Source organism: Grylomicrobium aquisgranense, assembly GCF_033971865.1.
In the GTDB taxonomy this organism is placed as follows: Bacteria; Bacillota_I; Bacilli_A; order Erysipelotrichales; family Erysipelotrichaceae; genus Bulleidia; species Bulleidia massiliensis.
In genome coordinates this window covers 1-5,461 of the sequence record NZ_JALBUR010000057.1, presented here as the reverse complement: position 1 = coordinate 5,461, position 5,461 = coordinate 1, and the positions used below count along the sequence as shown (strand labels likewise).

Sequence of the window (5,461 nt, the reverse complement as noted above, 5' to 3'; positions counted from 1 at the left end):
GATAAAGAATTCAGGAAATTCTGATTAACGAGCATATCATCACCTCAACTGAAGTCATGATAAGTTATAGATATTAACTTGATGTACTTGTTCGGGTACATCAACTATTTATTTGAAAATAGCGTTGGCAGATGAAAAAAAGATGAAGAAATATTATCTGCGCTATTGGTGGCTTGCCTTGCTGGCAATGCTGTGCAAGGGGCTGGAAGTAATGGCTGATCTTGTGCAGCCTGCCTTAATGGCCAGTATTGTCGATGAAGGAATCCTTGGCATTGGCAATGGCGGTACGGCAGATCTCTCCATTGTCAAATCACTCGGTCTCAAGATGCTTGTGATCATTGCGGCAGGCGGCTTTGCCGGCTGGATCGGCGGCGTTTTCTCAAACAACTATGGCCAGCGCTCTGGCAATGATATCCGCAAGGACTGTTTCCAGAAAGTGCTGCACTTCTCATTTTCGCAGGTGGACAGATTTACGCCAGGCTCCTTGATTACAAGAGTCAGTTCAGATGTCACACAGGTGCAGCTGATGCTTTCCGACATGGTGCGCGGCTGCATGCGCTCCCTTGTCTTTCTGGTAGCAGGCACGTGGTTCCTGCTGTCTCTGGATCTCAATTTCCGTACAATCCTGACGATTGCGATTGTCCTGGTACTGCTTGAAATCATCTGGACTGTCTGGAAGACTAACCCGATGTTCATGAGCCTGCAGGAAAAGCTGGACCGTGTGAATACGGTTATGCGTGAAAACATCAGCGGTGTGCGTGTCGTCAAGGCATTTGCCCAGGAAGAGCGTGAAAACGCCCGCTTCCAGAAAGCCAATGATGATCTTGCACAGAACCAGTTTGAAGTACTGCTGCGGATCTCGTATCTGCAGCCGGTTATGAATCTGGTGTTCAACCTGGCAGCAGCCGCGATCATCCGTACCGGTGCCATTGATGTGCAGGCCGGCTCTATTGAGCCTGGTACCGTCATGGCAGCAGTCACCTACATCAGTTTAATTCTCAATGGCCTGCGCATGCTGGCAACGATCTTCCAGAATCTCTCCCGGGGGGCATCTCATCTTCAACCCGCCTCAAAGAGATTCTTGATACCAGACCGGATGTGGTCTCAGGCACAGTGACCCAGGGCACCAGCAAAGGCACCATTGCCTTTGACCATGTCTGTTTCCGCTATCAGAAGATGAGCTCTGATGTGCTTTCTGATCTGAATCTGGAGATTCATGCTGGTGAGTCAATTGCCATCATTGGATCTACCGGCAGCGGCAAGTCCTCAATGATCAATCTGATTCCGCGCTTCTATGATGTCACCCATGGTACGGTGAAAGTGGATGGCGTCGATGTGCGGGATTGGGATCTTACTGCTTTGCGAAGAGAATATCGGTGGTCATGCAGAAGAGTGAACTGTTCTCTGTATCACTGCGCCAGAACATTGCCATGGGCAATCCTGCCGCAAGTGAACAGGACATCATGGAAGCCGCAAAGACGGCCCAGGCCGATGACTATATCCGTGCCCAGAGGGATGGCTATGACACGATGGTGGCAGAGGGCGGTACATCGCTGTCCGGCGGTCAGAAGCAGCGTCTTTCCATTGCCAGAGCGCTTGTGAAGAAAGCTGAGATTCTGATTCTGGATGATGCGACCAGTGCGCTGGATCTGGAAACAGAGGCTGCACTTTACAATGCCCTGCGCAAACAGATGCATGAAATGACAACGCTTGTCATTACCCAGCGTATTGCGACTGCAAGACGCTGTGACCGTATTGTCGTGCTGGATCATGGCTGCCTTGTAGGCGTTGGCAGACATGAGGATCTGCTGGCAAGCTGTCCGGTATATGCAGATATCTGCAGTTCCCAGCGTATGAAAGGAGATGCGCGCAATGGCTGAAAGTTATCGTTCGCAGGTTGCTGAGAAGGGGTTCAGCCGCCGTCCAGAGCGTGGTGCACCAGTTGAAAAGGCGAAGGATGCACGCGGAACACTGCATCGTCTGCTGCACTATTTCAAGGCAGAAATGCCTTCGGTACTGCTCATGACGATTGTTTCCGGCATTGGTGTGGTGGCTGCCGTTCTGGCACCATCGTATCAAAGCAAAGCTATTGATCAGATCGTGGCTGGCAGCTTTGGCAGCGTCAATCCGTATCTTGTCATCATGGCAGTTCTGTATGTCATCTATGGCTTTTCCCTGCTGCTGCAGGGCTATCTCTCGACCAGACTGTCACAGAAAGTCGCACAGCGGATTCGTGCGGATCTGTTTGCCCATATGATTCATCTGCCGGTGCCATACTTTGATCGCACGTCCCATGGTGATCTGATGAGCCGCATGACCAATGATGCTGATCAGATTTCTACGGTAATCTCGACATCGACATCTTCGATCTTCTCAGGTGTCCTGATGCTGGCAGGAACGCTTGTCATGATGTTTATATGCAGCGTACCGCTGGCTCTGCTTTCTTCATGTACGGTCATCGGTACAATCCTGCTGACCGCATTTCTGTCCCACTATATGGCTAAGTACTATTTGCTGCGCCAGAATCTGCTTGGTGAGCTGTCTGGCAAAACCGAGGAGTATATTTCCAACAGCCAGACGATTGCAGCTTTCCAGCTGGAAGATGACCTGGATGCACAGTTTATCAAGACGGCGGATGATCTGACTGCTGCCTGCATTACCGCGGATAATATCTCCGGATCCATGGGACCGTGCATGAATGTGCTGAACAATATCGGCTTTCTGATTGTCGCAGTGGCAGGTGCCTGGCTGGCCATCAAAGGACAGATCACAGTCGGCATCATCTCTGCCTTCATTGTCTACTCCAAGCAGTTCTCACGGCCGATCACCGAGCTTTCCGAACTGATCGGGCAGGTGCAGACAGCCATTGCCGGTGCGGAAAGAATCTTTGCCGTACTGGATCAGCAGGTTGAAAATACGGAAGGAGAAGCCGTTACAGACATTCAGGGACATGTCGAGTTCCGTCATGTCAACTTCTCATATCTGCCTGGCAAGCAGGTTATCAGCGACTTTTCGCTGGATGTGCCTGCCGGCAGTAAGATTGCTCTGGTTGGCGCAACCGGTTCAGGCAAGACGACGATCATCAATCTGCTGCTGCGTTTTTATCCAATTGACAGTGGTGAAATCCTGCTGGATGGCAGAGATATCCGCAAATTGAATCTGTATGATCTGCGCCGCACGATCGGCATTGTGCTGCAGGATACATCTTTGTTCACCGATACGATCCGTAACAATCTGACCTATGCGGACAGCAGTGCCGATGATGCCAGAATCAAGCAGGCTGCTGCCTTTGCCAATGCGGATACGATGATCACAGCCCTCAAGGATGGCTATGATACCGTGATTGATGCCTCGGGCGGTTCTTTGTCACAGGGACAGCGGCAATTGCTTGCCATTGCCAGGACAAGGCTTTCAGATCCAGAGATTCTGATTCTGGATGAGGCAACTTCATCTGTGGATACAAGAACCGAGATGCGCATTCAGAATGCCATGATCAGCCTGATGGAGAACCGGACAAGCTTTGTGATTGCCCACCGTCTTTCAACCATCCGCAATGTCGATCAGATTGTTGTCATGCGCGATGGCAGGATCGTGGAAAAAGGCAGCCATGAACAGCTGCTCGCCGCAAAGAAGGAGTACTGGAAACTCTACGAGACACAGTTCTCCGGCATGAATACGTAAGATCTGTTACTGCAGGCCGTTCAAGGTTATCCGGACGGCCTGTTTACTTTGCATTTTTGCATTGTATAATAGGTACAATTTAAGGAGGAAAATTCATTCATGGCAACATACTATGACAGTGTGAGTCATACGTTCAGTGAGTATCTTCTGGTACCGGGACTGACAAGAAAAGAGAATGTTCCGGATAAGGTAAGCCTGCGCACCCCGCTTGTAAAGTTCAAGAAGGGAGAAGAGCCTGCTCTGTCTTTGAACATCCCGATGGTTTCTGCCGTTATGCAGTCCGTATCCGGTGACCGTCTTGGTGTTGCACTGGCCAAGGAAGGCGGCATGTCCTTCATCTTCCAGTCGCAGTCGATCGCTTCAGAGGCCGCTATGGTCGCCAAGGTCAAAAATGCCAAGGCTGGCTTTGTCGTCAGTGATTCCAATATCACCCCGGACACAACCTTGTCTGAGGTTCTCGAGCTTGTCAAAAAGACAGGACACAGCACGATGCCGGTCACCGAAGACGGCACACCGAATGGTAAGCTGGTAGGTCTTGTTACAAGCCGTGACTACCGTGTCTCCCGCATGAATGGAAGCGAGAAGGCTTCCAGCTTCATGACACCGCGTGAAAAGCTGGTTACAGCCAATGCCAGTGCAACGCTGTCTGAGTGCAATGACCTCATCTGGGAACATAAGCTCAATACACTGCCGATCGTAGATGATGCGGATCATCTGTGCTATCTGGTCTTCCGTAAGGATTATGCCTCCCACAAGGAAAATCCGCTGGAACTGCTGGATGATGAAAAGCGCTTCATGGTAGGTGCCGGCATCAATACACGTGACTACAAGGAGCGGGTTCCGGCGCTGGTCAATGCCGGGGCAGACTGCCTGGTGCTGGATTCCTCTGATGGTTTCTCTGAGTGGCAGGCAGATGCCCTGGAATGGATCAGAGAAAAGTATGGTGATACGGTCAAGGTTGGCGCTGGCAATGTCGTTGACAGAGACGGCTTCAACTACCTGGCAGAACATGGTGCTGACTTTGTCAAAGTCGGCATCGGCGGCGGTTCCATCTGCATTACCCGTGAGACAAAGGGTATCGGCAGAGGACAGGCAACGGCTGTCATTGAAGTTGCCAAGGCACGTGATGAATGGTTTGAAAGAACCGGTGAATACATTCCGATCTGCTCCGATGGCGGCATCGTCTATGACTATCACATCGTCCTGGCACTGGCCATGGGTGCAGACTTTGTGATGCTTGGCAGATACTTCTCCCGCTTTGAAGAAGCACCGGGTGAAAAGCTCACTGTCAATGGTGCCTATGTCAAGGAATACTGGGGTGAAGGTTCCAACCGTGCCAAGAACTGGCAGAGATATGATCTTGGCGGCAAAGGCAAGCTGTCATTTGAAGAGGGTGTCGACTCCTATGTACCATATGCCGGCTTCCTGCATGACAACGTCTATATGACCACCTACAAGATCCGCTCCACCATGTGCAACTGCGGTGCTCTGACCATCAAGGAACTGCAGGATAAGGCACGCCTGACACTTGTCTCTTCCACATCCATCGTCGAAGGCGGCGCACACGACGTCATCGTCAAGAACGAAGACAAGAGCTACAACAAATAATGTCCGATTGAAACACTGTCCGCTGCGGCAGTGTTTTTTTGCGCAACGCTATTTTCAAAGATTTAGTTGATGAGGCTGTAAACACCAAAATATCATGAGCTATATGCCTCATAGAGGTTAATTGGCATTTTAAGCTTTGGGATCTCCGCACAGGTAAATGGAATCTGTTCAA

At 50.7% G+C, this 5,461-nt stretch carries 3 protein-coding genes and 1 pseudogene; all 4 read left to right on the top strand.

Annotation, left to right across the window (positions count from 1 at the left end):
- Nucleotides 1-142 precede the first annotated feature (142 nt).
- The 4 genes and pseudogenes from MOZ60_RS11195 (at nt 143) to MOZ60_RS11180 (ending at nt 5,289) form a co-directional block, all read left to right on the top strand.
- Complete coding sequence (locus tag MOZ60_RS11195; protein ID WP_370596737.1) at nt 143-1,117, top strand: ABC transporter permease; 975 nt, start codon at nt 143-145, stop codon at nt 1,115-1,117.
- A 59-nt stretch (nt 1,118-1,176) separates the two neighbouring features.
- Nucleotides 1,177-1,880, top strand: a pseudogene (locus MOZ60_RS11190) (ABC transporter ATP-binding protein).
- Entirely contained in the window at nt 1,873-3,681 is a 1,809-nt protein-coding gene (locus tag MOZ60_RS11185; protein WP_370596735.1) for an ABC transporter ATP-binding protein, read from the top strand. Before MOZ60_RS11190 ends, MOZ60_RS11185 begins: the two are co-directional and overlap by 8 nt.
- A gap of 99 nt (nt 3,682-3,780) precedes the next feature.
- On the top strand, nt 3,781-5,289 hold the full coding sequence (locus tag MOZ60_RS11180; RefSeq protein ID WP_108775790.1) for an IMP dehydrogenase: 1,509 nt from the start codon (nt 3,781-3,783) through the stop codon (nt 5,287-5,289).
- The last annotated feature ends 172 nt before the right edge of the window (nt 5,290-5,461 follow it).

Excerpts from the sequence above, each read along its gene's own strand:
- MOZ60_RS11180 (WP_108775790.1), top strand. The coding sequence starts at position 3,781 with ATGGCAACATACTATGACAGTGTGAGTCATACGTTCAGTGAGTATCTT.
- MOZ60_RS11185 (WP_370596735.1), top strand. The coding sequence starts at position 1,873 with ATGGCTGAAAGTTATCGTTCGCAGGTTGCTGAGAAGGGGTTCAGCCGC.
- MOZ60_RS11195 (WP_370596737.1), top strand. The coding sequence starts at position 143 with ATGAAGAAATATTATCTGCGCTATTGGTGGCTTGCCTTGCTGGCAATG.